Here is a 24,035-nt window from a genome sequence, read left to right as displayed (position 1 = left end):
GGCGAGTCACAGGGTGTCGCACCCCGGTAAGGTTTCGTTAACTGTCGATTTTACCGAGGTTAACGATGGGTTAACACCCCAGTTGGAGTCACAGGTGCGAACGAAAGGGGATTCTGCCGGAGTCGAATTCGCTGGCTGTGACTCGATTGTGAATCCATTTGGGGAAGATCCTCTATCCACAGAGGACTCACAGGTCTTGTGTGTTTTGCCAACCTCGGCAACACAGGGGCGATGAACAAGCCACTCGCCCGCCTAAGCATATACTTCAACGTTCACCTGGTCTCTGATAGTACCGGTGAAACCCTGAATGCCATCCAGCGCGCTGCCTGTGCGCAGTTCAAGAATGTTCAGCCCCTCGAGCACAACTATTATCTGGTCCGCTCAGAACGCCAGCTAGAGCGCGTGATGAGGGAGATCGAAGCTGCACCGGGTGTGGTCTGGTACACAATCTCCGACGAGACACTGCGATCAAAACTCGAAGCGTTTTGTCGCGAAAAGGGCGTATCCACTTTGCCCGTACTGGATGCCTCCGTTGCCATGCTGGGCCGACATCTCGGTGTGTCGGCGAATCGGATCGTCGCGGGACAGCACGCATTGGATGATGACTATTTCGAGCGGATGGAAGCGATCAATTTCACGCTCGCGCATGATGATGGCCAGAATGTCGATGGGCTACGGAATGCTGATGTGATCCTGCTTGGTGTCAGTCGTACGTCCAAGACGCCGACCAGTGTCTATCTTGCGAACCGCAAGGTAAAGGCTGGTAATATTCCGCTGGTTCCCGGTGTTCCGCTTCCAGGATTCGTGGAAGAACTTGGTCCGAAAGGCCCACTGATCGTCGGCCTGAAAATCAGCGCTGAGCGGCTCGTCCAGATTCGGCGCCAGAGATTGATTTCCCTGCAGGAAGACGAACACACAATCTATGCGGATGAAGCGGCCGTGCGTGACGAGGTGACCCAAGCCAACCGCCTGTTCCAGCGCAACAAGTGGAAGACAATCGATGTGTCCCGCCGGTCTGTCGAGGAAACTGCTGCCGCTATCCTGAATCTGCTGAATGAGCGGAACGCCCAACTATGAGCCAGCGCATCATTCTAGCATCCGGCAGTCAAAGTCGGCGAGCCGTGCTGACCGCTGCCGGCATCGAGGCAGACACGATCAAGCCGAATGTGGACGAAGACGCAGCCAAAGCCTCTTTCCGCGCGAGCGACATGAAAGTGCGCGACCAGGCGATGCAACTTGCCGAACTGAAATCGGTGAAGATTTCGATGCGCGAACCGGGCCTGGTGATCGGTTGTGACCAGATGCTCTCACTCGATGGAGAGGCGTTCGACAAGCCGGTTGACCTTGCCGATGCCCGGAACCATCTGGTGAAGCTGTCCGGCAAGGCGCACACATTGGAAACGGCGATTGTTATCAGCGAAGAAGGGAAACCTGTCTGGCGTTATCTGGCGAGGCCGAAATTGACTGTTCGCCCACTGAGTGATGCCTTCATCGACACCTATGTTGAAGCAGTCGGAGAACCGCTCTTGTCGACGGTCGGTGCCTACCAGCTTGAAGGGCTTGGCGCGCAATTGTTCACACGGATCGACGGAGATTACTTCTCAATCCTGGGATTGCCTCTTCTCCCGTTGCTGGACTATTTGAGGACACGTGGAGTGTTGTTGTCATGACCAAACTCTATGGAGTCGTCGGCGACCCAGTCAGTCATTCCCTGTCACCTGTGATTCATAATGCGTGGATACGCGAGCACGGTATCGATGCGACCTATGAGGCGATGCATATTCCGAAGGGTGAGTTTACGGATGGCCTGTCGTCTCTGGAAGAACGGATGGCGATGGGTCTGAACGTGACCTCTCCTCACAAGGAAGATGCCATAGCGCGGGCAGAAGGCACAAGCGACGTTGCGCGCCGCATTGGAGCAGCGAACACTCTGGTCCGGCTGAAGTCTGGCGGCTGGCTAGCGGAAAATACCGATGCCCCTGGTTTTACTGAATCCCTCGCCCAGGCGAACATTGAAATAGCTGATCAGAATGTCTGCCTGCTGGGAGCAGGGGGGGCCGCTCGAGCGGTTGCGCTGGCACTATCAGACATGCGGGCAACTCTGACGATCTGTAATCGAACGCGATCCCGCGCAGAGGATCTTGTGAAACATTTGAACATTGATGCTGATATCCGAGACTTGGAGCATGCCGAAGCAGAGATGGGCAAGGCAGACGTGGTGATCAACACGCTGAGTCTTGGCCAGACGGGCCAGTCTCTTGACCTACCGGAAGGTAAGCTTCGGACGTTTTACGATATTTCTTATGGCAAGCCTGCCAAGGCGATATTGGCGCAGGCGGATACGGCCGGGTGGAAGCCAATGGATGGGCTGAGCATGCTGGTCGCGCAAGCGGCATTCAGTTTCGAACTCTGGTTCGGAGTTCTGCCGGATATGGAGTCTGCGATGGCTCGCTGTCGTAAACTGGTGGAGGCAACCACATGATCGTCCTTGGGCTGACAGGGTCTATCGGCATGGGTAAGTCTGCAACAGCGGATTTGTTTCGTGAGGAGGGTGTTCCGGTCTACGATGCCGACGCGGCTGTTCACGCACTTTATGCCAAGGGTGGGGCTGCCGTTGCACCGGTCGAGGCGGCTTTTCCGGGGGTGATGGTCGACGGTGCGATCGACCGGATGGCTTTGCGCACGCATGTGCTGGATGATGCCGAGGCGATGCGGAAGCTTGAGGCCATTGTGCACCCCCTTGCTGGTGATGCCCAGAAGCAATTTCGGGACAAGGCGCGCGAGGATGGCGCACGTTTCGTCGTGCTGGATATTCCTCTTCTGTATGAGGCTGGCGGCTATGCGTATTGCGACTATGTTGCGGTGGTGACTGCGCCTGCGGAAGTCCAGCGCGAAAGGGTATTGTCGCGACCGGGCATGACGGAGGAAACATTCGAGTCCATCCTGGCACGTCAGATGCCCGATGCAGAAAAGCGTGCAAAGGCGGATTTCATCATCTCCACAGCGCATGGTTTCGAATTTGCTGCCGATTGTGTTCGCGCCATAGTATCCCTGATGAATCGTTTGGTTGAAGAGGCAAATTCATGAGTGAAGACATTCGCGAACTGGCATTCGATACTGAGACGACCGGCTTGCACCACCTTGAAGGGGACAGGGTGATCGAGATCGGGGCAGTCGAGATGATCAATCACATCCCGACAGGTCGCACGTTCCGGACCCTGATCAATCCAAAACGTTCTGTATCAGAGGATACGGTGCGCATTACAGGCATCACGGATGACGATCTGAGAGATGCCCCATTCTTTGAGCATCCGTCGGTTGTAGACGCGTTCCTTGAATTCTTGGGCGACGCCACGCTAGTGGCGCACAATGCCGGATTTGACCGGAACTTCCTGAACATGGAACTGGAAAAATGCGGACGTCCACCAATCCCTGAACCTCGCTGGATCGATACGGCGCAGATGGCCAGGAAAAAGTATCCGGGCGCGCCGGCAAATCTGGATGCGCTATGTCGCCGGTTTGAAATCTCGCTGGAAAGCCGGACCTTTCATGGCGCGCTGTTGGATAGCCAATTGCTGGCCAGTGTCTACCTGGAGCTGCTTGGCGGGCGGGCGCATGCCTTCACGTTCGAGAGCGAAGAAGAACTCACCCGCGGTGAGCGCAAACGTTCCGCCCGGCAACGGCCAGTGCCACTGGAATCTTTGATTTCCGACGACGAGCGCGCCGCCCATTCTGCCTTTGTCGACAGTCTGGGCGAAGACTCAATCTGGAAAAAGTTTGGCTGATCAGGCCTGGCCGGTCGGCGCAGCAGGCGGCGTCTGATCGCCTTCGGCTGCGGCCCGCTGGTATTGCGACTGGTAGAGTTGCACAAAGTCGACCGGATCGATCAGGAGCGGTGGGAAACCACCTTCGCGGGTGATTTCAGCAATGATGCGCCGCGCGAATGGGAAGAGCAGGCGTGGGCACTCGATCAGCAGCATCGGTTCCATCTGGCCCTGTTGGGCGTTCTGGATCTGGAAGAGGCCGGCATAATCGAGTTCGCAAATGAACAGGACAGCCTGTTCAGCGGTCGCCTTGGCAGAGAGCTTCAGCGAGACTTCGTAAAGGCCATTGCCGTCGGCGTGCGGGGTCGCGCCGACATCAATGCCGAGGTCTATATTCGGCTGGGCTTGCACCGGGCCGACGCCGGGATTCTCGAATGACAGGTCCTTGATATACTGTCCAAGAACGCGCATGGCGGGCGCCTGAGGCGGCGTGCCCTGCGGTTGGGGGTTTTGCGGTGCGCTGGCATCTGTCATGCTGATCCTCCCTGAATCTGAAGCCGCGCGCCTAGCATGTGGCCCCCTAAGGCGCAACGTATCACTGGCATCATTGGGCTGTTCGCCCTATTTATGGTGTTACGCAATCCATCGGAGGAAGTTACGCGTCCATGTTTGATCCTGTGATCCAAGTTGTGATCCTTGCGGCCATCGCGCTGTTTGTCCTGTTCCGCCTCTATACGGTGCTCGGACGCGGTGAGGACAATTCTCCTGTGCAACGCACTCAGCCGGCCAAGCCACGCCAGGTTGATCCTGGCGCAAATGACTTGCCATTGCCCAATGCCGACAATGACCGTCCGATCTTTACCGGCCCGGCAGCAGGCGGGTTGGAAGACATCTACAATGCTGACAACAGCTTCAATGAGGCAACGTTCATGCGTGGCGCGAAGGCGGCCTACACGATGATCGTGACCGCTTTTGCCGCAGGTGACCGAGATACGCTGCGGCCTCTGCTGGATGATGACGTCTATGAGGCCTGGGACCACGCGATTGCGGAACGCGAAAAGACCGGCGCCTCGGCGTTTGACCTCCTGCGCATTCGTCGAGCTGAAATCGAAAGCGCCGAGATGGACGGTAGTATGGCGCGCATCTGGGTGCGCTATGAAGCCGAACTGGGCGATGGTGAGACGACCCGCACGGCGCGTGAGCTGTGGGCTTACATGCATGATGTGACCGCAAACGATCCCAATTGGATCCTCGATGATGTCGAAGAAGCCAAATAGGCAGTCTTCCACCACAAAGCGCGCATCCGGGGCGTGACAGCCCGCCCGAAAGCATTCCATAAATGGCGCCATGCTTCGCCGTATCCTTCTGTTTGCCAGCGCGCTTGTTCTGGCCTCGTGCCAGTCTGCGCCGCCACCGCCGGCTCCGTCGCCCAAGCCGTCGCCGACCCGGCCGGTGGATGTTGGCCCGTTGCCGCCAGCTGCGATTGAGCGTCCGGCGAGCTTCCGGGAGTTGCCGAACTGGGATGTGGCACCCATCGAATTGCCACTGAGTGCGTTCAAACGGTCGTGCGTGAAGCTGCAGGACCGGTCGGCCGGGGACTTCATGGCCAATGTCGCCCCCTGGGCCGGATACGTTGCCGAGTGGCTGCCTGCCTGTGATGCGGTGAATGATGCGCAGGATGATGAGAGTGCAAGGCACATCCTGGAATCCCTGTTTACCCCAGTCGAAATTTCCGATCCGTCCGGCAAGAGCCGCTTCACGGGCTATTTCGAGCCGCTTTACGAGGCGCGCTACACGCCGACGCCGCCCTTTACCGAGCCTGTGCCTGCGCTGCCCGCCGATCTCGTGCCGAATGGCGCAAGTCCAAAACAGCGCCTGCGCAATGGCGCGCTGAGGCCGTATCCTTCCCGCGCTGAAATCACGACGTCGGGCGTCAGCGCGATTGCCTATGCCCACCCGGCCGATGTGTTCTTCCTGCAGATTCAGGGCTCGGGCCGGTTGCAGTTCCCTGACGGGCGTACCGTGCGCGCAGCCTATGCGGCGCATAATGGCCACCCGTTCCGGTCGACAGCCAACTGGCTGATGGAAACCGGCCGGATCACGGCGGGCGAGGCCAGCATGCAGGGCATACGTGCCTGGATGGACCGGGCCGGGCCGGTTGAGACACGTATGGCAATGAACCAGAATCCGCGCTTCGTGTTCTTCCGCGCCCTGCCGGAAGGGGATGCGGCGCTCGGACCGGAAGGGGCGCAAGCCGTGCCGCTGACGCCTTTGTCGTCGATGGCTGTGGATACCGATATCCATCCGCTGGGCGTGCCGATGTATGTGCAGACAACCGCGCCGGGCCTTGGCGGAGACTGGGCAGGCATGCTGGTTGCGCAGGATACGGGCGGCGCGATCAAGGGCGCAGTGCGCGGCGACCTCTATTTCGGCACGGGCCCGGAGGCGGGCGAGCGCGCCGGCACGATGAATGCGCCGGGCCGGTTGTGGGTGTTCCTGCCCAAAGGCGTGGCAGCGCGAATCCACACGTCTGACATGGCAACGCTTGGGTTCCATGCGGGCGCGCCGTAAGAGTGCGGTCATGACGAAACGCCGCCTGTCCCCGGAAGAATCCCGTGCATGGTCGCGCGTGGCCAGCACGATCAAGCCGATCGGCCCGGCAAAAGACAATCTTGAAGAGTTCGAGCGCGCGCTGGAAGCCGGCGAGCCGGTATCGCCAAACCGCGCCCGCAAGTCTTCCGCTGCCGGATTGATCGCTGCGGCGGGCCGGGCCCCCGAGAACCCCAAGGTCACGGCGCGGGCCGCCGACCGAAAAGGCGAGAAACGCGTCAAACGCGGGCGGCTGGAACTTGCCGGAAAGATCGACCTGCACGGCCATACTCAGGCGTCTGCCGAAGCGATGCTGGGAAGTTTCCTGCAGCGCAGCCGGGCTGAGGGTGCACGCTGTGTGTTGGTGATTACAGGTAAAGGGCGCGGGGGCGAGGGGGTTCTGCGTCGGAATTTCCTGGATTGGGTTCAGGGACCGTCGGCCAGTCATCTTGTGTCGGGCTATTCAGAGGCGCATGCGCGTCATGGGGGCTCGGGGGCGTTTTACCTGTTTCTCCGGCGGGCCGGCGTGCCCGGAACTCCTCGGACAGGGCGTTGAGCCTCCGCATGGTTTCCGCTTCTTGTGCTGCCAGCACTTCAGGGCTGAGGGCGTGCATGATCTGTATGGGGCCATAGAGATTGTCCAAAGGACGTTGTTCGAAGGCATCCACGTCAGCGTGCAGATAGTCCCGGTCTTTCGTGATGCGCCGCAGATACTTCACGATGGTCCGGTGACTTTGCAAATTATAGGTCGGCTGGAATTTCCGACGGAACGTGTTGCGGTGGCGGGCTTTACGTCTTGGCATCGACAGGTCTCCTCCGAGTGGATTCTCGTTTCAGCACTCCAAGCCGGCCTGGCGCGCGCCATCCGGGTATCTCGTAGTCGGCCCCTCACAGAGCCGTCGGCGCAGCGGGCGCCGTGGCGCTCCGCCTGATGATTTGGAATGGCTACGGAATGGAGCGTTACCGCCCGCCGCGCCGGACAGAAGTTTCAGCGAGCACCCGCATGGGGGCCCATGGTCCCGGGTCTTCGTTACCGGTGCCGCGCGAACGGATCCATCGTGCTTTCACACGCATGGCTCATCCGGGAGCATAATGCTCCGTGCGACCGGACGAGGCGGTTTCCCAACTTGCTTTCGCAAGCTCACCCTGGCCTGACCTGCCTAGGCGCGCATCGGACCGTATCTCCGACCCGCACCATCCTGACCCTGCCCCCCACAACCAGAACGGTACCTGATCCGGCTCCTGTGAGGGCAGATGCTTAGTATGGGGCAGGGAGTTCTCAGACGGATAGGGAGCGCAAAATCCCAGCTCCGAAGATACCTGCGCAGGCAGGTATCCATCTCCTGCTGCTCCCTCATGTGCGAAGGGGGAAGTCCCGAGATGGACCCCTGCCTCGGGAAATCGTGCCACTGGCACGATTTCTTGTCCTCGGCAGCTGCGCAGGGGTCATCGGAGGAGAATGATCTCTATCCCACGAACCGTATCCCCGGCGCATGCCGGCGTCTCCTGCCGAAGCCAGACGGAGCCAGCCGGACGAGACTCCGGCATGCGCCGGAGAGGCGGGGGAGGGGACGAGCGAAGCGCGCAGCAGCTTCCGCTTCACATGAGTCCGAGCGTGGCATGGAAAGCACATACGCGGCAAGTTTGTGCGAGTGAATGTCAAATGCAGGTTGTTTTGGGGCGTGGCATCCTCTTAAAGACCCGCAACTCATTCTCAATATCAACAGGTATCCCTCATGCCGTTTTCCCGTCTTTCCGTCCTGCTGGCCTCCAGCGCGCTCGTATCCCTGTCATCTTATGCTGACAATGCCACCGCGCCGGGTGAGCAGAACCCCTACCGGATGTTGTCGACGATTGTCGTGACAGGCTCGACGGATGCGGTGGACGAAGTGGCCGGGTCGGTCTCCTTCCTGACGGATGCTGACCTGTCGGCGCAGGCCCAGAGCGATATCCAGCGCGTCTTGCGCGTCGTGCCGGGCGTAAACATCCAGGAAGAGGACGGTTATGGCCTGCGGCCAAATATCGGCCTGCGCGGGTCGGGTTCGGATCGCTCGTCCCGTATCGTGCTGATGGAAGATGGCGTGCCGATCTCGCCGGCGCCCTACGCCTCGCCGTCCGCCTATTATTTCCCGACAACAGCGCGGATGAGCGCCGTGGAAGTGACCAAGGGGCCCGCCGCGATCCTGTATGGTCCGCGCACGACGGGCGGCGCACTGAACCTGTTCTCGACGCCAGTGCCGGAAGAGACGTCCGGATTTGCACAGGCATTCTTTGGCACCAATGATCGCCAGCGGGTCCATGCCTGGACGGGCGGACGTGCGGAGGTCGGCGCAGGCTGGAAACTGGGCGGCCTGATCGAAGTGTTCACCGACGAGACTGACGGGTTCAAGGAGCTGGACAATGGCGGCCCAACTGGGTTCGACGCTGATGATCTGATGCTGAAAGTCGGGGCCTACAAGGATGACGGCCCGATGCCGCAAAGCGTCGAGCTGAAATACCAGACGCGCGAAGAGACCTCCAACGAGACCTATTTCGGCCTGACGCTGGAAGATTTCAAGGCCAACCCCTATCGCCGCTATGATGCGAGCGCGGATGATGAATTCCGGGGCGAGAATGAGCTGTTCCAGCTGACCCACAAGATTGAATTCTCGCCAACGCTGAACCTGACGACAATTGCCTATCATCACGACTTTGCCCGCAACTGGTACAAGCTGCAGGGTATCAGCGCCGATGGTACGGGCGCGAGCGGCGATACGGGAATTTCCTCCGTGCTGGCCGACCCGGTGACCTATTCGGCCGAGTACAGCCTGGCGACCGGCGCTACCAGCCTCGACGATTCCATCGTCTACCGCGCCAACCGCCGCGCCTATTACAGCGAAGGCCTGCAAACCACGCTCAACTGGCAGACCGCGTTTGGCGGCCTTGACCATGATGTCACTGTCGGTATCCGCGTGCATGAGGACGAGGAAGACCGGTTTCAGGAAGAGGATGCCTATCGTCTTGAAGGCGGACGCCTGATCCTGACCACGGCCGGGGCGGCGGGCAGCAATGCGAACCGGATTTCCAGCGGCGAGGCGGTCGCCCTGTTCCTGCAGGACCGGGTGAGCCTTGGCAAGCTGACGCTGACCGGCGGGGCGCGGTTTGAGGATTATGAGCTGACGCGCGAGGACTATTCAACGGCAGACCCGACCCGTGCGGCGGGGCCGACGCGCGTGCGGACCCTGGATGACCAGGTCGTTGTGCCGGGTCTAAGTGCACTTTACGAACTCAACGAGGATGTGACCTTGCTGGCCGGTGTGCATCGCGGCTTTGCGATTGCCAGCCCCGGCGCAACCGAGGCCGATGCCGAAGAGAGCGTGAACTGGGAAGCCGGCGGACGCTTCTCGAAAGAGGGCGTCGATGTCGAGGCGATTGCCTTCTTCAATGACTATTCAAACCTGCTCGGCACCTGCACCGCCTCGTCCGGTGGCAATTGCACGATCGGCGACCAGTTCGATGGCGGCGATGTGGACGTGATGGGCCTTGAGCTGACGGCGAGCTGGGATGCGGCGGCGCTGTTCGACACCTCGCTCTCACTGCCGGTCGGCCTCGTCTATACGTGGACAGATGCCGAATTCCAGTCTGGCTTCGAGAGCAGCTATGAGCCGTGGGGCGATGTCGAGGCGGGCGACGAGCTGCCTTATGTCTCGGACCAGCAGATCACCCTGATGGCGGGCATCGAAGCCAGCCGCTGGGGCATGGATTTCTCTGCCAATCACGTCTCCGAAGCGCGTGCGCGGGCAGGGCAGGGCGCCATTCCGGCAGGCGAGCGGATCGATGCACGCTGGCTGGTCGATGCGGCGGCCTGGGTCGACCTGACCGAGACGCTGCGCCTGCGTGTGAAAGCGGAAAACCTGTTCGACGAAACCTATGTCGCCTCCATCGACCCCGCGGGCCTGCGCCCCGGCAAGCCGCAGGAGATTCTGGTCGGGCTTGAGGTGAGATTCTAAGCTCCGGCGCTTTTGCGCCAAACCTCACCTGAGGGCCTTTCATTTCGGGGGAAAATGAGCCATAAGCCGCCCCTTGTGGTGGGATATCGGGTCCTGACCCGGCTGGACGACATCCCGGCCGTGGCCTGAGGCCTCAGATACTCACCCAAAACCCCCGCCAATTCAGGCGCTTAGACGAAACCCGCCGCAAGGCGATTACAAGAAAGATACACGATGTCGATTACCGCTGAGAAAAAGCAGGAACTGATCGAAAAATTTGCCACAAAGCCTGGCGATACCGGTTCCCCAGAAGTGCAGGTCGCGATCCTGACCGAACGGATCAACAACCTGACCGACCACTTCAAGACGAACAAGAAAGACAACCACTCCCGCCGGGGCCTGCTGGCCATGGTCGCAACCCGCCGGAAGCTGCTTGACTACACCAAGCGCAAGGATGAGGCGCGCTACGCCAAACTCATCGAAGCCCTCGGCATTCGCCGCTAGGCACAAAATCAAGCCCGCCGGGCAATAGGGCCGCGGCGGGCTTTTCGTATGTGAAAAAGAAAGACATTTTGATGTTTGACAAGAAATCTGTGTCGCTGGAATGGGCCGGCCGCACGCTGACGATCGAAACGGGCCAGGTGGCCCGCCAAGCCGATGGCGCCGTCATGGTGACCTATGGCGATACAAAAGTGCTCGCGACCGCATGTTTTGCGAAAAGCGCGAAGCCGGGCCAGGACTTCTTCCCCCTGACCGTCAACTACATGGAAAAATACTACGCATCGGGCCGCATCCCAGGTGGCTTCTTCAAGCGTGAAGGCCGCCCGACCGAGAAAGAGACGCTGACGTCTCGCCTGATCGACCGCCCGATCCGCCCGCTTTTCGTCAAAGGCTTCAAGAACGAAGTCCAGGTCGTGCTGACCGCGATGTCCTATGATCTCGAAAACGATCCGGACGTGATCGGCATGATCGGTGCCTCTGCGGCGCTTGTCCTGTCCGGCGCGCCCTTCATGGGCCCGATCGGCGCAGCGCGCGTGGGCTACAAGGATGGTGAGTACATCATCAACCCGACGATCGAAGAACTCGAAGAGTCCGAACTGGACCTCGTCATGGCCGGCACCGCCGACGCCGTGATGATGGTGGAATCGGAAGCTTATGAACTGTCCGAAGAAGTCATGCTCGGCGCTGTCATGGCGGGTCATGAATCGATCCAGCCTGTGATCGATGCGATCATCGACCTGGCCGAACAGGCCGCCAAGGAACCGTTCGACTTCGAAGCCGAAGATCACTCGGCCGAACTGGAAAAAATCCAGAAACTGGTCGGTGCAGATCTTTCCGCCGCCTACTCGATGACCGAGAAGCTGGAGCGTCAGGCCGCTGTGGGCGAAGCCCGCGAAAAGGCCAAGGCTGCGCTCGTCGGCACCGAAGAAGAGCCGGGCGAAATGTCTGGCGAGACGTTCAAGTCTGCCTTCAAGGAAGCCGAAGCAAGCGTTGTTCGCGGCGACATCCTGAAAACCGGCAAGCGCATCGATGGCCGTTCGCTGGATCAGGTTCGCCCGATCGAGGCAATTGCCAGCTTCCTGCCGCGCACGCATGGTTCCTCGCTGTTCACCCGTGGTGAAACGCAGGCGATCTGTGTGGCCACGCTCGGCACCAGCGATGATGAGCAGTTCATCGACGGCCTTGATGGCACGTCGAAGTCCAAATTCATGCTGCACTACAACTTCCCGCCATATTCGGTGGGCGAGACCGGTCGCATGGGCGGTACCAACCGCCGCGAGACCGGCCACGGCAAGCTCGCCTGGCGCGCGCTGCAGGCTGTCCTGCCAAAGCATGAAGAGTTTCCGTACACGATCCGCCTCGTTTCCGAGATCACCGAGTCCAACGGCTCGTCCTCGATGGCAACGGTTTGCGGTTGTTCCCTCGCCATGATGGATGCCGGCGTGCCGGTGACCCGTCCTGTGTCGGGCATCGCAATGGGCCTGATCAAGGAAGCTGACGGCGTGGCGGTTCTCTCCGACATTCTCGGCGACGAAGATCATCTCGGCGACATGGATTTCAAAGTGGCCGGTACCGAAAAAGGCCTGACGTCCCTGCAAATGGACATCAAGATCGCCGGTATCACCAAGGAAATCATGCACACGGCTCTGGAGCAGGCCAAGGGTGGGCGCATGCACATCCTGGGTGAGATGGGCAAAGCGCTGGATACGTCCCGCGACAGCCTGTCGGAAAACGCTCCACAGATGGAAATCGTCAAAGTGCCAACCGACAAGATCCGTGACGTGATCGGGTCTGGCGGCAAGGTCATCCGCGGCATCGTGGAAGAGTCCGGCGCCAAGGTGAACATTGATGATGATGGTACGGTGCAGGTCTCTGCGCTGGACAAGGAATCCATCAACAAGGCGCTGAAGATGATCAAGGAGATCGTCGCAGAGCCGGAAATCGGCGAGATCTACGAAGGCAAGGTCGTTGGCCTGAAAGACTTCGGTATCTTCGTGAACTTCTTTGGTCCGAAGGACGGCCTTGTGCACGTGTCGCAAATGGCGAACGAGCGCGTGAACCATCCGAAAGACCTCGTCAAAGAAGGCGACACGGTCTGGGTCAAGCTGATGGGCTTCGATGATCGCGGCAAAGTGCGCCTGTCCATGAAAGTGGTCGACCAGACCACCGGCAAGGAACTTGCCAAGGATGAGGGCGGCGAAGAGGAATAGGATTTCCTTTTCCTGCAACAGGATACGAAAGGCCGCTCTCCGGAGCGGCCTTTTTTATTTTTGATCATACTTGGATGTTCTGCGCAGGCCTTTCCAGAACAACAGTCCGATCATCCAGAATTCGCCAATTGTTGGTGGAATCGTGAGTAATCCGATCCAAGCGCCTGCGTGCGGTGCGAGCACTGCGATAAACACGCTCGCGACATAGCCGATTCCGCCAAGGATAAGTATCCAGCCGAGCGGGCGAGGGCCGAAGCGCCCCTTCAGGACGATCCCACCCATTGGGATCAACCAGAGCCCGAAGAAGATGGCGCCTGCGGCCCAGAAGTGGTGACTGGTCAGAACAAACAGATGGCTGATTGCCGGATCGGCGCTGCTGTGTCCCAAGGCTGTGTCGAGCGCCGCGCGTAACATCACCGAGCTGGCGAGCGTCGCGATCGCATTGACCATGCCGAAGAGTGCCACAACGCTCGCGGCATGCCGGTCGATGTGACTGAACAGTTTGGCGATCCATACCGCCGTCAACGCCTGGAAGATGGCGGACCCAAGCTCCAGCGCGATCCCGATGCGGGCAAGGCCTTCCTGCCCGGTCAGATTGGCGAGCGTTTGAACAGGATCATCTTCCGCAAAAAGCTGAGGGCGAACCGCCATGAAAACGGCGCCGCCGGTCAAACCGAGGCCCAGGTAAAACAGGCCCGTGAGGCATGCATCGCGTCGAAGGGAGGGGGGCAAGGCGGACATATTTGTTTAAACCTTACAATGTAAGTCTACGCCATGTGCTACCATGCAGTGCAAGAGTCTTGCAAGTGCCATCGCCACAAAGGCAAATGGATCCCGAAAGGAGATATGGCTGGCAATGAGTACACGGAAGCCTTTGACGCACACGCGCGTGCTTGATGCCGCGATGACATTGGTTGATCGCGAGGGCCTGCAAAGTCTGAGCATGCGGCGCCTCGGCAAAGAGTTGGGCGTCGAAGCGATGTCCCTGTATCACCATCTTCCAGGCAAGGAAGGCCTGCTTGATGGACTCGCCGAGGCGCTGGCAAATGAGATCACGTCCGCCGTTGATGAGCGTCCGGCATCATGCATGACAGACTGGAAATCGGACCTGCGCAGCAGATGTCTGGCCGCTCGCACGGTGGTGATGCGTCACCCATGGACGCCTGCGCTTTTTGCGGCGCGGCAGTCCATACCACCGTCCATGTACCTCTATGTGGATCAGGTGATTGCATTGTTTGTGGACAATGGCTTCAGCTATCAAACGGCCCATCGTGCATTGCACGCGCTCGGAAGTCTGATGTTTGGCTTTGCGCAGGAATTGTTCAGTCCGCCGGTGTCGGGTGGAAACCTGGACACACAAAAGACGCAGGCGGAGTTTGAGGAGATGGCAGAAAATCTGCCCTACCTCTCGGCCATGGTAGCGTCCGAGATGCATCAATCCGACGAGCCGGCCATGGGGTGGTGCGACAGCCAGACAGAGTTCGAATTCACCCTTGATCTGTTGCTGGATGGACTTGAGCGACTCCGTGACTAGGGTCGCACAAACTACCCATCTTCCGTCAGCGCCTTGCGTACAGCCGCAATTGTTCGCGCGACATCCCCTTCATTCGTCCGCCAGCTGACGACGCTAACGCGCATAACGCGTTGACCCTGCCATGTCGTGCCGGAGAAAAAGGCTTTACCTTTTTCGTTCACCCGGCGAATGATCTCGTCGGTAAACGCATCATTCTCTTCCGCACTCGCGCCTTCGTGTTCAAACCGCACAAGGCCCTGATTGAGTATCGGGTCATTCAGGGCGCGAGCGTTCGGCAGGGCGCCGATCCCATTCACAATTTCGGCGCAATACGCACATGAGCGGTCAACAAGGTCGGCGACGCCCTGACGGCCAAGTTCCTGAAGTGCGGCGTAAACAGGCACCGAGCGTGCCCGGCGGGAGAGTTCGAGGTTCCAATCCGTTGGATCACGCACGTCCTGACTGGGGGAGAGATAAGCCGCACTGAGTGACAGGGCGGCGCGGTGGGCCTCAGAATCGCGGACAATGGCAAAGCCGCAATCATAAGGTACGTTCAGCCACTTGTGACCGTCGGTTGCCCAGCTGTCAGCGAAGTCGATGCCGTCTGTGAGGTGTTTGAGGCGGTCGCTCGTGCGGGCGAAAAGGCCGAACGCGCCGTCGACATGCACCCATGCGCCAGCGGCCTGGGCCATCGGAATCAATGTACGGAAATCATCGAATGTGCCGACATTCAGGTCTGCCGCGTTCAGGCATACAATTTTTGGCCCCTCCCATTCGGCAAGATGGCGGGCAAGGTCATCTGCGCGCATGTCGCCCATGGGGTTGATGGCGACATTTGTCATGGATGCCTGTCCAAGACCGAGGTGGCGAATAGCGCTGTCGAGGGAGCGGTGCCTGTTTTCACTGGTCAGGATGCGGATACGCGGTGCGCCGAACAAGCCGTCGTTTTCTGCATTCCATCCGGCCTTTTGCAACACGCCATGCCGTGCCGCTGCCAGCGCGGTGACGTGCGCCATCTGGCACCCGGTGGTGAACGCGAAGGAGGATGTCTGCGGCAGGTCGAACAGTTGCTTCAGCCACTCACCAGCAATCTCTTCAATCATGCTTGCGGCGGGTGCCACGGTGAACATACCCGCATTCTGGTCCCAGGCCGACACCAGCCAGTCGGCAGCAAGTGCCGAAGGAAGTGATCCTGCCATCACCCAACCAAAGAATCGTCCCCCGGCATTGGCATGCAGGCCGGGCTCGGCGTGCGTGGCAAGGTCGTCGATAATGGCGGCGGCGTCTCGCCCGGTTTCCGGTAGCGGGCCAGACAGGGCGGCGCGAAGGTCGCGCGCGGTGGCCGTGGCGCCTACGGGCCGGTCAGGCAGGCTGTCCAGCCAGCGGCGGGCATGGAATGTGGCGCGGTCGAGTGGATCAGTCATGGCGAATTTCCCCAGCGTGCATCTAACGGGACTGTGCGTGGCAAAGGAAGTGCGGCGGCGGCCTTTTTTCGTTGAAGCCAGCCGGGGTTTGCCGTTACACCCAAAGCCATGATGACAAAGCGCAAGCAATTCCTCGTCGCAATGTCCGGTGGCTCCGGATCTGGCAAGTCCACGCTGGCCGAAGCCCTTCTGGACCATTTGCCTGAGGGGCAGGCGGTCCTGTTTGGTGAGGATGCGTATTACTATCCGATGAGCCATTATGGCGAGCCCGGGAACAAGGAAGAATGGACGGCACTTGTTGCGGGCATCAACTATGATGCACCTCGCTCGAAAGAAGCCGACCGGCTGGTCAAGGATTTGCGCGCGCTGAAAGCCGGCGAGACGATCCAGCAGCCAATCTATGATTATGAGCGCCATGACCGCAGCGAGAAGACACGCGAGATCAAGTCTGCGCCGATCCTGATCCTGGAGGGCATCCACGCGCTGTCTTTCCCGAAAATCAGTTCCCTGATTGATCTGTCGGTCTATGTGGACACGCCAGACGACCTGCGCCTCGCACGGCGAATTCGCCGCGACGTGACCGAGCGCGGTCGCTCGCTGGAAAGTGTACTTCAGCAATATCTCGGTACGGTTCGCGCGGCGCATTACCAATGGACCTATCCGGCCAAATTCGAGGCCGACCTCGTGATTGCCGATGAAGGCCTGCCGGCCTATGGCAATGTGCGCCCGACCGAAGAAGCCATCGAACGCATGATCGCACCGGTGCTGGCGCGTCTGCAGAATTGCGGCGCGATCTGACCCGTTTCCGGTTCGGGGCCAGTCTGGTATGACCAGCCTGCATCGGAACAGGAGACCGTCATGACCCATAGGCTTTCATTTCTTGTTGCAGGGCTGGCGGCGCCATTTGTCCTGTCTGCCTGTATCTATGTTGATGAAGGCTCCGAACCTGTCCGCAAAGTGGTGGTCGAGCGCGAAGTCATTGTTGAAACGGGTCCGGCACAGGATGATCGGCTGAACGCAACGCTCTGGGCGCAGCAGGCGGTAGAGTACAAGGCCACGACTGACGGCATCTATGCGCTGGCGGCGATGCGATTGGACGAGGCGCTGGCTGATCCGGAATGGACCGCCGCGCCGGACCTGCAGGGCGAGGCCTATCAGGATCTTCCCCCGGCAATCATCCTTGATGCCGATGAGACCGTATTGGACAATACGCCCTATGCGGCGGCGGATGTGCTGGCGGGTGAGCCTTTCAGCCCCGACCGCTGGAATGCCTGGGCCAGCGCGGGTGTGGCGAAAGCCGTGCCGGGCGCGGTGGACTTCACCCGCGCGGCTGCGGCCAAGGGTGTGAAAGTATTCTACGTCACCAATCGCGACGCAGTGACGGAAGAGGGGACCGCACGGAATCTGCGGGCACTCGGTTTCCCAATGGGCGGCAATGTCGACACGTTGCTGACCAAGGGCGAGCAGGACGATTGGGGCTCGGCCAAGGCAACGCGCTGGGCCGTGGTGGCAAAGGATTATCGGATCCTGCTCATGCTGGGCGACAATCTGGGCGACTTCACCGATTCCTATAAAGGCAGCCCGGCAGAACGGCAGGCCGTATATGAGGCGAATGCAGACAAATGGGGCCGGGAATGGATTGCCCTGCCGAATCCGGGTTATGGCAGCTGGGAGAGCGCGCCATTCGGTCATGATTACAGTCTGCCTGAAGACCAGCGGTTGCAGATGAAACGCGACCAGCTGCAGCCATGGCCTGAACGGCCGTAACACTTCTGTTCATGTTGGCGCGGATATAGTGCGCAAGACATGATCCTGCGCACTCTTTTCGTCGGCCTTGCGGCGCTTGCCGCTGGCCTGCCCGCCTTTGCCTGTGACCTTGCCCTCACGGGGCGGGGCGTCGCAGTGGCCGATTATGTCGAGCAGGTGCGGCCCTGCTTCGGGAATTTGCCGGAGGGCTATGCCTTCGACGCGCGCATGGAAGGCGAGTTCCTGAGGCTGACCAATATCGCCCGCAAGGAGGCGGGATTGCCGCCGCTGGTCAATCGCGCAGCGCTGCGCAATACGGCGCGCTTTCACAGTCTCGACATGGCGTATAATGATTTCTTCGGCCATGTCGGACCGGACGGACGCGAACCGCAGGACCGCATCGCGGCCTTCGACCGGCGGGCAATCATTCAGTATTCAGCTGAAAATGTTGCCATGATCGAGATTGTCCGGGGGCGCTGGAATCTGGAACGGCAGGCCGTGAAACGTCTGCACCAGAACCTCATGGACAGCCCCGGCCATCGCGCAAACATTCTCAGCGAACAGGCCACGCATGTATCGATGGGCGTGGTGCGGACCGAGACGGGTGTCTGGGTGACGCAGAACTTCCTGAACCTGTCGGGCAGCCTTGCGCGGGACGTGCCCGTGCGGATGCGTACCGGGGACCGGTTGCGGCAGATGCCCGTGCTCAACGGCTGGAAGTTCCGCGAGTTCGCGGCCGAATTGCCAAGCGGCGACGTGCTGCCAATGGGGCAGGGTATTCCGGCGGGTATATCGGGCGATATCCACATTGCCGCCGAAGGCCGCAAACCGGGAGAGAAGCCGCGCAGCTATTACACAATCCACCTGCCCGGTCCCGCTGTGACCGTGGGCGGCTAGAACCCTACCGAATTCTGTAGGGTTGAATTATCGTTCTATTTCTGGATTCATGTCCGGAGGCAGGAGGGTTAACCATGGTTGATGTGTTTGTGAAAAAGGAATTCTCGTCGGATGTGGATACCGGCGATATGCAAACGGAGAAAAAGCAAGTCGTCCGCGATTACATCGCGAAAGGGCAGACATGTGACTGTCCACCGCATGATTTTGAGGAACTTCCAAAAAAAGGGGCTATTGCCCACGAACTCCGGGAGGGTCACTTCCTCCATCAGTTCGAGGCATCTAAATCGAAGCATCGCCGAAATGGCAGGAAGCTCGTGCAAACCAGCTTTATCTGTAAGCCCGGACAGCCACGAAAACGCATAGATGTAATTGACCACAGCAAGTAGTTGCATGAACCTCACGTCCGAGTATTTCGCAAGTCTGTTCCGGGATCTGACCAATCGCACCTACACATTTTCTGCGATCGTTTTTGTAGCGGAACTGTCAGGAAACCATTCCACGCCCGTATCCATATTCGATTTGGAAGTGGAGGGCCTAACGCTTGGGATTATTCAAGCGGGGGCATTTCTTGCAATCGCCCAAGCTGTTTTCAGCTTGATATTTGCGCTGTTCGTAATGGACAAGGCGGGGATGGAGAAGGCCTTTCAAGAGGCGACGTCATCTCAAGATGGTGAGGGTCTTTTCAAAAACCCGGTCTATGCGCGCCTCAGGGAAAGTGTGCAGCGCAAGGCGGCATCCGCAAAGTTGCTGTACAATATTTTCCACCTGCTCCTTCCCATGTGTGTAGGTATTCTTGCCATGCTGTGGAGCTTTCCGGATCTATGCAAGATTGTAGAAAGCTTTCCAGGCGCAGAATTCCGTTTGTGCGAAGATTAAACCGGTCCGGGATTCACAAAACTCCCAAATCGTGATTCTCTTCGATAGACATCGGAGTGATTCGAATGCCTGCCAAAACCGCAAGCCGCCGAACAGTTGTCTTTACCGAGAGCGACGGACGCAAAATTGAAGCTGTCCGATACACCAACCCTGACGGAAGCGCTGGGGGATGGGTGGCTCCTGATTTTCAGGCCGTGAACGTTACACTGGGCCCAGACGTCATCGTGTATCCGGGCGTTTCGATTTCCAGCGGTGCCATCATCACCGGAAAATGCATGATCGTTCCACACTGAGCTGGCGTTCGCTCGCTAGAACACGCGCATGATCTGATCCAGTGGCTTTTTCACCAGAGCGTGTTTGGGCACCATGGCATCGTCGGCTGGATAGCCCGCAACCAGGATCAGGAAGGGTTTTTCCGTTTCCGGACGATCACAAATGCCGTTCAGGAACTTCATCGGGTTGGGCGTGTGGACAAGGGTGGCGAGGCCGGCCTGATGACAGGCGGTCATCAGCATACCCGTGGCGATGCCGACGCTTTCGTTGATGTAGTAGTTCTTGCGGGTTTCTCCCGCTTGCACGCCGCCGCGGCGCTGGGCGAAGATACAGATCAGCCAGGGGGCGATTTCCATATAGGGCTTGTCGGCATCGGTGCCGATCGGCGCGAGCGCATCGAGCCAGTCTTCCCCGGCGCGCCCTGAATAGAACTCACGCTCTTCAGCTTCGGCAGCCTGACGAATTTCGCGCTTTTTCTCCGCGCTGTTCACACAGGCAAAAAACCAGGGCTGGTGATTGGCGCCGGATGGGGCCGACCCGGCGGCGGCGACACAGGCCTCAATGATTTCGCGTGGGACGGGCTTGTCGGAGAAGGCGCGGACGGAACGGCGCGTCGCCAGAGAGTCGTGAAAGGCGCGGGCGCGGTTTCGCATCTCGTCTTCGGGATAAGACGGGAAGCCGCTGAGCGGGACATGGGTCTCGGTACTGGTTTTCATGATGCCCGTGTTAGCAGGATGACGGGCGGACGCAATTCACATCAGCGGGACCGGCGGGCGGCATCAGCGCCGCGCCTTTCGGCCCGCTTCATCCATTTTGAGAGCGTCGCCTCCTTGGCCGTCTTCACCGGTCCGACCTGCAGGATGCGTGCGGGATGTATGCCGACAAATTTCATGACGGGCTTCTGCACCTGTAACTTGGCGGCGCGACCATTGGATAGCCGGTCAAACCAGACCGGCGCGTCGGACGTCATCAGCACGTCGCCCCGTCGTCCGGCCAGCAGGCGATCCCAGAAGGGGTCCTTCTCGTGATATTTCATGGCGAAGCCTGGCAGGAAACTGCGGTCGATCACGCCTTTCATCTTGGCGGGCATCCCGCCCCACCATTGCGGATAGGCCCAACAGACATGATTGGCCCAGAGCAAGTTCTCCCGCCACGCTTCAAGGCATGGCTCAAGGGTCTTGCGGGCGTGATAGCCTTCGGTGAGATCCGGGTCGAAGACCATGTCCGACAGGTTCATGCGCCGGACTTCGGCGCCGTTCGCTTTTGCGCCGCGCTGGTAGGCGTCCGCCATGCCGTGGCTGAGCGATGTAGCGCGTGGATGGCCGACCCAGAGAAAGATGCGTGCTGGCATGAGAGCCCCCCAAATACGATTGAACAATACGTTTATTGTTCAATACGGATCTGATGGCAAGCCCAAACGGTGTGGGGTGCAATTCGTCAGCATGGGGTTCGCCCTGCGTGTCAGCCGCGTTTCAGACTGGCAACGGCATCGGAGACAGGTGTATCGCCATTTGTGAGTTCGATGATCTCATTGGTGATTTCCGGCACGCCGATCAGTTCCGCGAGCGTGGCGGCGACATTGCCGCGCGCGACGTCTCCATAGGTGATCGCGCGGCCCGCCATCACTTTGCCATCGCCGTCATCATCTTTCAGCGTGCCAGGGCGCAGGATGACATAGTCGATCCCGCTCTGGGCGAGGGCCGCATCGGCGCGGCGCTTCATGGCCATATAGTGTTCAAAGTCGTCACTCGTGTCGCGGTCGCGGCCAGCGTCCATGATGACTGAGACGAGATAGATGCGGTTCACGCCTGTGGCGCGCGCCGCCTCGATCAGCTTTTCCGGGCCCTCTCCATCAATCGCGGTCGTCTTGTCCCGGCCGCTGCCGGCGGCGCCTGCGGAGAAGACGGCCGTATCACAGCCGTTCATGGCGCTGGCAAGATCGTCTGCGGTCATGTCGATGATATTGCCGAGAACGGGCTCGACGCCCTGCTTGTGCAGATCATCTGCCTGTTCAGGTTTGCGGTGCAGGCCTTTGACCGTGTGGCCGGCCTCGACGAGTTTCGGGCTCAGGCGGCTGCCGACGCCGCCCGTGGCGCCGATGAGGAAGATATTGGACATGGAAGTCTCCTGTCAGAATGGGTTCGCCAGACCAACAGGACAGACGGGCAGGAGTTCCGGGCGATCACAGCAAGGTGAGGACGCTTAGTCCTCCGGCAAATCCGGCACGCCGACGACGTGGAAACCAGCGTCGACATGGTGGACTTCGCCGGCGACCGAGTGGCCGAGTTCGGAGAGCAGGTAGAGCGCCGCGCCGGCGACGCCTTCCATGCGCGTGTCTTCCTTCAGCAGAGACCAGTCGCGGCCCGTGCCCATCAGGCTCTTGCCGCCGCGAATACCGGCCAGGGAGAGCGTACGCATCGCGCCAGCGGAAATAGCGTTGACGCGGATGCCCTGCGGACCGAGGTCGCGCGCCGCATAGCGGGTTGCGGCTTCGAGCGCGGCCTTGGCGACGCCCATGACATTGTAGGAGGGCACAGTGCGCTCAGCGCCGAGATAGGTCATGCAGATCATCGCGCCCCCATCCGGCATGATCTCGCTGGCGCGGCGGGCACAGTCGATGAAGCTGTAGACCGAAATGTCCATCGCGCGGCGGAAGCCTTCGCGGGTCGTGTTGGCGACCATCGAGCCCTGCAACTCGTCCTTGCCGGCAAAGGCGATGGAGTGGACGAGGAAATCGATCTTGCCCCATTTGGCTTTGATGGTGTCGAACGCGGCATCCATGGACGTATCATCGGTGACGTCGGCCGGGATCATCGTGTCCATGCCGATGGATTCGACCAGCGGGCGCACGCGGCGCTCCAAACTGTCACCCTGATAGGTGAACGCGATCTCGGCGCCCTGGGCGGCCAGCTGGCGCGCAATGCCCCAGGCGATGGAGTTCTGGTTGGCGACGCCCATCACGATGCCGCGCTTACCTTTCATCAGGTCGCCTGCCGGCGGGGTCCAGTCATCAGCCATCGCGGCATCTCCCTTGTTCAAATTTCATCGTGTCATCAGGGCTAGGCAGCCCGCTTGCCCACGTCAAGCAGGCGCAGCGCTAGAGGACGTTCTTCAGGCCGACCTTCATGTCGAGGGCCGTGTAGACATGCTCATCATCGACATAGACGCGGCCATCGGCGATGCCGAGATTGAGCTTGCCGCGGCGCACGCGCTTGATGTCGATGACATAGCGGACGAGCTTCTTGTCGGGCGTGATCTCGCCGGTGAATTTCACTTCGCCGACGCCGAGCGCACGGCCCTTTCCGGGGCTGCCGGACCAGCCGAGCCAGTAGCCGACGGCCTGCCACATGGCATCAAGGCCAAGACAGCCGGGCATGACCGGGTCACCGGGGAAGTGGCATTCGAAGAACCAGAGGTCTGGCGTGATGTCGAGTTCGCCGATCACGCTGCCCTTGCCGAACTGGCCGCCATCCATGGTGATCTCTGTGATCCGGTCCATCATCAGCATGGGCGGGATCGGCAATTGCGCATTGCCCGGGCCAAAATAGCCGCCCGCACCTGACTTCAGCAGGTCTTCCTTGGAGTAGGAGGATTGGGGCGTGTGGTAATCGTGCGGTCCGGACATGGCGGTTCCCTTGTTCAATCAGCGCAAGAGGCTTTACGAGCCTGTGCCGCGCGGCTTGTCAACAGGGAGAGGGTGTCCAGACTGCCCTTGCTTACAGGGTGGCTTCGCTGGTCGTTACGCCCCAGAGGGCGGCAGCCGGGACGAAGCCTTTATAGTTTCCGGCTTCGATGCGGCACCAATTGTCCGCGCATTTGCCGAGCTCCACCAGGACGGTCGCCTCTATGCGGGCGACCTCTGCGCTTTCCGGATCCGGCGCGTGATGCAGGATCGTGTCGGTCTGCACCATGGCCTTGGCTTCCGGTTCCAGCATGCGGGCATGGACCCAGACTTCTGAGCCGGACGGATCCCGTACACGGCGCCAGTTCTGGCTCTCCTTGATGATCAGCAGGGGCAAGCCCTGGCGTTCGTAGCGCCAGAGGATCGGATGATCGCGGCTGGGGCCGGCCCGACCATTCACGGCATTGTATTTCAGGGTCTCGAAGCGCGGGACTTCCTTTCCGGAAAATTTGCTCACGCGCACATAGGTCGGACCCTCAGCCAGTGCCGAAGCGCAAGCAAAGACGAGCCCGGTTAAAATAATGGCTGCCCACTTCATGTGCAGTCTTTTCCCATGTCTGCGAGGGGATAGAATTCCATAGCCGAATGAATC

Annotated in this window: 27 protein-coding genes; 18 read left to right on the top strand and 9 right to left on the bottom strand. The window is 60.0% G+C overall.

Going from position 1 to position 24,035, the window contains the following annotated elements:
* The first annotated feature begins 231 nt into the window (after positions 1-231).
* Genes CFA77_RS17080 through dnaQ form a run of 5 tightly spaced genes read left to right on the top strand, consistent with a single transcriptional unit; the run spans position 232 to position 3,785 of the window.
* Positions 232-1,077, top strand: coding sequence for a pyruvate, water dikinase regulatory protein (locus tag CFA77_RS17080; protein WP_206991711.1), 846 nt, complete (start codon positions 232-234; stop codon positions 1,075-1,077).
* On the top strand, positions 1,074-1,670 hold the full coding sequence (locus CFA77_RS17075; RefSeq protein ID WP_206991710.1) for a Maf family protein: 597 nt from the start codon (positions 1,074-1,076) through the stop codon (positions 1,668-1,670). The genes CFA77_RS17080 and CFA77_RS17075 overlap by 4 nt, the downstream gene beginning before the upstream one ends.
* Entirely contained in the window at positions 1,667-2,482 is an 816-nt protein-coding gene (gene aroE / locus CFA77_RS17070; protein WP_206991709.1) for a shikimate dehydrogenase, read from the top strand. The genes CFA77_RS17075 and aroE overlap by 4 nt, the downstream gene beginning before the upstream one ends.
* A complete protein-coding gene (coaE, locus tag CFA77_RS17065) occupies positions 2,479-3,087 on the top strand; it encodes a dephospho-CoA kinase (RefSeq protein ID WP_206991708.1) in 609 nt (202 codons plus the stop codon). Before aroE ends, coaE begins: the two co-directional genes overlap by 4 nt.
* Positions 3,084-3,785, top strand: a complete 702-nt coding sequence (gene dnaQ / locus CFA77_RS17060) for a DNA polymerase III subunit epsilon (RefSeq protein ID WP_206991707.1) — start codon at positions 3,084-3,086, stop codon at positions 3,783-3,785. Before coaE ends, dnaQ begins: the two co-directional genes overlap by 4 nt.
* Here dnaQ and secB read toward each other — a convergent pair whose 3' ends face one another.
* On the bottom strand, positions 3,786-4,298 hold the full coding sequence (gene secB / locus CFA77_RS17055; RefSeq protein WP_206991706.1) for a protein-export chaperone SecB: 513 nt from the start codon (positions 4,296-4,298) through the stop codon (positions 3,786-3,788).
* A 131-nt stretch (positions 4,299-4,429) separates the two neighbouring features.
* Between secB and CFA77_RS17050 the strand changes: the two genes are divergently transcribed.
* The 6 genes from CFA77_RS17050 (at position 4,430) to pnp (ending at position 13,032) form a co-directional block, all read left to right on the top strand.
* The gene (locus CFA77_RS17050) at positions 4,430-5,041 is read left to right on the top strand and encodes a Tim44/TimA family putative adaptor protein (RefSeq protein ID WP_206991705.1); all 612 of its coding nucleotides are present in this window, start codon (positions 4,430-4,432) and stop codon (positions 5,039-5,041) included.
* A 70-nt stretch (positions 5,042-5,111) separates the two neighbouring features.
* A complete protein-coding gene (locus CFA77_RS17045; protein WP_206991704.1) occupies positions 5,112-6,335 on the top strand; it encodes a murein transglycosylase A in 1,224 nt (407 codons plus the stop codon).
* Between the two features lie 10 nt (positions 6,336-6,345).
* The gene (locus CFA77_RS17040; RefSeq protein ID WP_206991703.1) at positions 6,346-6,909 is read left to right on the top strand and encodes a Smr/MutS family protein; all 564 of its coding nucleotides are present in this window, start codon (positions 6,346-6,348) and stop codon (positions 6,907-6,909) included.
* Between the two features lie 1,180 nt (positions 6,910-8,089).
* Positions 8,090-10,342, top strand: coding sequence for a TonB-dependent receptor domain-containing protein (locus CFA77_RS17035; protein WP_206991702.1), 2,253 nt, complete (start codon positions 8,090-8,092; stop codon positions 10,340-10,342).
* A 213-nt stretch (positions 10,343-10,555) separates the two neighbouring features.
* On the top strand, positions 10,556-10,825 hold the full coding sequence (rpsO, locus tag CFA77_RS17030) for a 30S ribosomal protein S15 (RefSeq protein ID WP_034814480.1): 270 nt from the start codon (positions 10,556-10,558) through the stop codon (positions 10,823-10,825).
* A 71-nt stretch (positions 10,826-10,896) separates the two neighbouring features.
* Entirely contained in the window at positions 10,897-13,032 is a 2,136-nt protein-coding gene (pnp, locus tag CFA77_RS17025) for a polyribonucleotide nucleotidyltransferase (RefSeq protein WP_034814482.1), read from the top strand.
* A gap of 54 nt (positions 13,033-13,086) precedes the next feature.
* Here pnp and CFA77_RS17020 read toward each other — a convergent pair whose 3' ends face one another.
* Positions 13,087-13,773 (bottom strand): DUF4386 domain-containing protein, encoded by a 687-nt coding sequence (locus tag CFA77_RS17020; protein ID WP_371822964.1) that lies wholly within the window; start codon positions 13,771-13,773, stop codon positions 13,087-13,089.
* A gap of 115 nt (positions 13,774-13,888) precedes the next feature.
* On the opposite strand from CFA77_RS17020, the gene CFA77_RS17015 reads away from it, so the two are divergent.
* Positions 13,889-14,566 carry a TetR/AcrR family transcriptional regulator gene (locus tag CFA77_RS17015; protein WP_206991700.1) on the top strand — a complete coding sequence of 226 codons (678 nt, stop codon included), beginning with the start codon at positions 13,889-13,891 and terminating at the stop codon, positions 14,564-14,566.
* Positions 14,567-14,577: 11 nt separating this feature from the next.
* Here the strand turns inward: CFA77_RS17015 and CFA77_RS17010 are convergent, their stop codons facing one another.
* The gene (locus tag CFA77_RS17010; RefSeq protein WP_206991699.1) at positions 14,578-15,969 is read right to left on the bottom strand and encodes an aminotransferase class V-fold PLP-dependent enzyme; all 1,392 of its coding nucleotides are present in this window, start codon (positions 15,967-15,969) and stop codon (positions 14,578-14,580) included.
* Between the two features lie 108 nt (positions 15,970-16,077).
* Between CFA77_RS17010 and udk the strand changes: the two genes are divergently transcribed.
* The 6 genes from udk to CFA77_RS16980 all read left to right on the top strand — a co-directional run bounded on the left by udk (position 16,078) and on the right by CFA77_RS16980 (position 19,781).
* Positions 16,078-16,767: a uridine kinase gene (gene udk / locus CFA77_RS17005; RefSeq protein ID WP_242517427.1), complete on the top strand. Its 690-nt coding sequence runs from the start codon at positions 16,078-16,080 to the stop codon at positions 16,765-16,767.
* A gap of 60 nt (positions 16,768-16,827) precedes the next feature.
* Positions 16,828-17,736 carry a 5'-nucleotidase, lipoprotein e(P4) family gene (locus CFA77_RS17000; protein WP_206991698.1) on the top strand — a complete coding sequence of 303 codons (909 nt, stop codon included), beginning with the start codon at positions 16,828-16,830 and terminating at the stop codon, positions 17,734-17,736.
* Between the two features lie 39 nt (positions 17,737-17,775).
* Positions 17,776-18,612 carry a CAP domain-containing protein gene (locus CFA77_RS16995; RefSeq protein ID WP_206991697.1) on the top strand — a complete coding sequence of 279 codons (837 nt, stop codon included), beginning with the start codon at positions 17,776-17,778 and terminating at the stop codon, positions 18,610-18,612.
* 74 nt (positions 18,613-18,686) lie between these two features.
* On the top strand, positions 18,687-18,998 hold the full coding sequence (locus CFA77_RS16990) for a hypothetical protein (RefSeq protein ID WP_206991696.1): 312 nt from the start codon (positions 18,687-18,689) through the stop codon (positions 18,996-18,998).
* A gap of 4 nt (positions 18,999-19,002) precedes the next feature.
* Complete coding sequence (locus CFA77_RS16985; protein WP_206991695.1) at positions 19,003-19,488, top strand: hypothetical protein; 486 nt, start codon at positions 19,003-19,005, stop codon at positions 19,486-19,488.
* Positions 19,489-19,553: 65 nt separating this feature from the next.
* The gene (locus CFA77_RS16980) at positions 19,554-19,781 is read left to right on the top strand and encodes a hypothetical protein (protein WP_206991694.1); all 228 of its coding nucleotides are present in this window, start codon (positions 19,554-19,556) and stop codon (positions 19,779-19,781) included.
* 15 nt (positions 19,782-19,796) lie between these two features.
* Here CFA77_RS16980 and CFA77_RS16975 read toward each other — a convergent pair whose 3' ends face one another.
* The 6 genes from CFA77_RS16975 to CFA77_RS16950 form a co-directional block, all read right to left on the bottom strand.
* Positions 19,797-20,477: a nitroreductase family protein gene (locus CFA77_RS16975; protein WP_206991693.1), complete on the bottom strand. Its 681-nt coding sequence runs from the start codon at positions 20,475-20,477 to the stop codon at positions 19,797-19,799.
* 41 nt (positions 20,478-20,518) lie between these two features.
* A complete protein-coding gene (locus CFA77_RS16970) occupies positions 20,519-21,112 on the bottom strand; it encodes an NAD(P)H-dependent oxidoreductase (RefSeq protein WP_206991692.1) in 594 nt (197 codons plus the stop codon).
* Between the two features lie 110 nt (positions 21,113-21,222).
* The gene (locus CFA77_RS16965; RefSeq protein ID WP_206991691.1) at positions 21,223-21,879 is read right to left on the bottom strand and encodes an SDR family oxidoreductase; all 657 of its coding nucleotides are present in this window, start codon (positions 21,877-21,879) and stop codon (positions 21,223-21,225) included.
* Between the two features lie 84 nt (positions 21,880-21,963).
* A complete protein-coding gene (locus CFA77_RS16960) occupies positions 21,964-22,779 on the bottom strand; it encodes an enoyl-ACP reductase (protein ID WP_206991690.1) in 816 nt (271 codons plus the stop codon).
* A 79-nt stretch (positions 22,780-22,858) separates the two neighbouring features.
* Positions 22,859-23,386 (bottom strand): bifunctional 3-hydroxydecanoyl-ACP dehydratase/trans-2-decenoyl-ACP isomerase, encoded by a 528-nt coding sequence (gene fabA, locus CFA77_RS16955; RefSeq protein ID WP_206991689.1) that lies wholly within the window; start codon positions 23,384-23,386, stop codon positions 22,859-22,861.
* A 91-nt stretch (positions 23,387-23,477) separates the two neighbouring features.
* The gene (locus CFA77_RS16950; RefSeq protein ID WP_206991688.1) at positions 23,478-23,981 is read right to left on the bottom strand and encodes an SH3 domain-containing protein; all 504 of its coding nucleotides are present in this window, start codon (positions 23,979-23,981) and stop codon (positions 23,478-23,480) included.
* Positions 23,982-24,035 lie beyond the last annotated feature (54 nt).

The sequence above is a fragment of the Hyphomonas sp. KY3 genome (assembly GCF_017309975.1).
GTDB lineage: Bacteria > Pseudomonadota > Alphaproteobacteria > Caulobacterales > Hyphomonadaceae > Hyphomonas.
The sequence above is the reverse complement of the archived record's forward strand: the minus strand, read 5'-3'. Positions and strand labels throughout refer to the sequence as shown.

Excerpts from the sequence above, each read along its gene's own strand:
- dnaQ (WP_206991707.1), top strand. The coding sequence starts at position 3,084 with ATGAGTGAAGACATTCGCGAACTGGCATTCGATACTGAGACGACCGGC.
- CFA77_RS16950 (WP_206991688.1), bottom strand. The coding sequence starts at position 23,981 with ATGAAGTGGGCAGCCATTATTTTAACCGGGCTCGTCTTTGCTTGCGCT.
- CFA77_RS17080 (WP_206991711.1), top strand. The coding sequence starts at position 232 with ATGAACAAGCCACTCGCCCGCCTAAGCATATACTTCAACGTTCACCTG.
- fabA (WP_206991689.1), bottom strand. The coding sequence starts at position 23,386 with ATGTCCGGACCGCACGATTACCACACGCCCCAATCCTCCTACTCCAAG.
- rpsO (WP_034814480.1), top strand. The coding sequence starts at position 10,556 with ATGTCGATTACCGCTGAGAAAAAGCAGGAACTGATCGAAAAATTTGCC.
- CFA77_RS17075 (WP_206991710.1), top strand. The coding sequence starts at position 1,074 with ATGAGCCAGCGCATCATTCTAGCATCCGGCAGTCAAAGTCGGCGAGCC.
- CFA77_RS17050 (WP_206991705.1), top strand. The coding sequence starts at position 4,430 with ATGTTTGATCCTGTGATCCAAGTTGTGATCCTTGCGGCCATCGCGCTG.
- CFA77_RS16960 (WP_206991690.1), bottom strand. The coding sequence starts at position 22,779 with ATGGCTGATGACTGGACCCCGCCGGCAGGCGACCTGATGAAAGGTAAG.
- CFA77_RS16990 (WP_206991696.1), top strand. The coding sequence starts at position 18,687 with ATGGTTGATGTGTTTGTGAAAAAGGAATTCTCGTCGGATGTGGATACC.
- CFA77_RS16980 (WP_206991694.1), top strand. The coding sequence starts at position 19,554 with ATGCCTGCCAAAACCGCAAGCCGCCGAACAGTTGTCTTTACCGAGAGC.
- CFA77_RS17000 (WP_206991698.1), top strand. The coding sequence starts at position 16,828 with ATGACCCATAGGCTTTCATTTCTTGTTGCAGGGCTGGCGGCGCCATTT.
- CFA77_RS16995 (WP_206991697.1), top strand. The coding sequence starts at position 17,776 with ATGATCCTGCGCACTCTTTTCGTCGGCCTTGCGGCGCTTGCCGCTGGC.
- CFA77_RS16970 (WP_206991692.1), bottom strand. The coding sequence starts at position 21,112 with ATGCCAGCACGCATCTTTCTCTGGGTCGGCCATCCACGCGCTACATCG.
- CFA77_RS17010 (WP_206991699.1), bottom strand. The coding sequence starts at position 15,969 with ATGACTGATCCACTCGACCGCGCCACATTCCATGCCCGCCGCTGGCTG.
- secB (WP_206991706.1), bottom strand. The coding sequence starts at position 4,298 with ATGACAGATGCCAGCGCACCGCAAAACCCCCAACCGCAGGGCACGCCG.
- CFA77_RS17035 (WP_206991702.1), top strand. The coding sequence starts at position 8,090 with ATGCCGTTTTCCCGTCTTTCCGTCCTGCTGGCCTCCAGCGCGCTCGTA.
- CFA77_RS17015 (WP_206991700.1), top strand. The coding sequence starts at position 13,889 with ATGAGTACACGGAAGCCTTTGACGCACACGCGCGTGCTTGATGCCGCG.
- coaE (WP_206991708.1), top strand. The coding sequence starts at position 2,479 with ATGATCGTCCTTGGGCTGACAGGGTCTATCGGCATGGGTAAGTCTGCA.
- CFA77_RS16975 (WP_206991693.1), bottom strand. The coding sequence starts at position 20,477 with ATGAAAACCAGTACCGAGACCCATGTCCCGCTCAGCGGCTTCCCGTCT.
- CFA77_RS16965 (WP_206991691.1), bottom strand. The coding sequence starts at position 21,879 with ATGTCCAATATCTTCCTCATCGGCGCCACGGGCGGCGTCGGCAGCCGC.
- pnp (WP_034814482.1), top strand. The coding sequence starts at position 10,897 with ATGTTTGACAAGAAATCTGTGTCGCTGGAATGGGCCGGCCGCACGCTG.
- CFA77_RS17045 (WP_206991704.1), top strand. The coding sequence starts at position 5,112 with ATGCTTCGCCGTATCCTTCTGTTTGCCAGCGCGCTTGTTCTGGCCTCG.
- aroE (WP_206991709.1), top strand. The coding sequence starts at position 1,667 with ATGACCAAACTCTATGGAGTCGTCGGCGACCCAGTCAGTCATTCCCTG.
- CFA77_RS17020 (WP_371822964.1), bottom strand. The coding sequence starts at position 13,773 with ATGTCCGCCTTGCCCCCCTCCCTTCGACGCGATGCATGCCTCACGGGC.
- CFA77_RS17040 (WP_206991703.1), top strand. The coding sequence starts at position 6,346 with ATGACGAAACGCCGCCTGTCCCCGGAAGAATCCCGTGCATGGTCGCGC.
- udk (WP_242517427.1), top strand. The coding sequence starts at position 16,078 with ATGATGACAAAGCGCAAGCAATTCCTCGTCGCAATGTCCGGTGGCTCC.
- CFA77_RS16985 (WP_206991695.1), top strand. The coding sequence starts at position 19,003 with ATGAACCTCACGTCCGAGTATTTCGCAAGTCTGTTCCGGGATCTGACC.